Origin of the sequence: Mycobacterium sp. E3198 (genome assembly GCF_001667015.1) — a bacterium.
GTDB lineage: Bacteria > Actinomycetota > Actinomycetes > Mycobacteriales > Mycobacteriaceae > Mycobacterium.
Genome location: NZ_LZIS01000019.1, coordinates 1 through 676, shown reverse-complemented (window position 1 = coordinate 676; position 676 = coordinate 1). Strand labels below are relative to the sequence as shown.

Below are 676 nucleotides of genomic sequence, written 5' to 3'. Positions count from 1 at the left end.
GTGCTCCACGCGGCGGCACGGCTGCTGATCCCCGGCGGTGTGCTGATGATTTATGTGGCCACCGTCACCCAGCTGTCGCGGACCGTCGAGGCCCTGCGGGACCAGCAGTGCTGGACCGAGCCGCGGTCCTGGGAAACGATGCAGCGCGGCTGGAACGTGGTCGGCCTGGCCGTTCGCCCGCAGCATTCGATGCGCGGGCATACCGCGTTCCTGATCTTCGCGCGGCGGCTCGCGCCCGGCGTCGTCGCGCCGGCGCCGCTGGGCCGCAAACGCGAGGGCCGCGACGGTTAATCGTCGCTGTGGTGCAGGCCGCGCCGCACCGACAGCAGCTCGAACTCCGGATGCGCCGCCACCAGGCGTTCGGCCGCGTCCAGCACCTCGACGGCGTGCCCGCGATCGCCGGACACCACGCCCACGCCGATGCCGGCCCGCCGATACAGATCCTGTGCACCGGTCTCGGCTGCCGACACGCTGAACTTGCGCTGCAGCTCGGCGACGACGGGGCGAATCACCGATCGCTTCTGTTTGAGCGACCGCACGTCGCCCAGCAACACGTCGAACTCGAGCCAGCCGATCCACACCGGAATCAGCCGGGGGGAGTCGGCGCCCGGTCCTACGCTGCGAACATGACGGATCAGCCGGAGGCACGCGACCGCCCGGCTTCCAAACCGGCGCT

The 676-nt window shown here is 70.9% G+C and carries 1 protein-coding gene and 1 pseudogene; one reads left to right on the top strand and one right to left on the bottom strand.

Annotated elements, in window-relative coordinates; genetic code table 11:
* Nucleotides 1-291: pseudogene (locus A5673_RS03120) on the top strand (SAM-dependent methyltransferase); the annotation flags it as partial.
* On the opposite strand, the gene A5673_RS03115 reads toward A5673_RS03120, so the two are convergent.
* Complete coding sequence (locus tag A5673_RS03115) at nucleotides 288-581, bottom strand: DUF503 domain-containing protein (RefSeq protein ID WP_068227043.1); 294 nt, start codon at nucleotides 579-581, stop codon at nucleotides 288-290. The pseudogene A5673_RS03120 and the gene A5673_RS03115 sit on opposite strands and share 4 nt — an antisense overlap.
* Nucleotides 582-676: the final 95 nt, after the last annotated feature.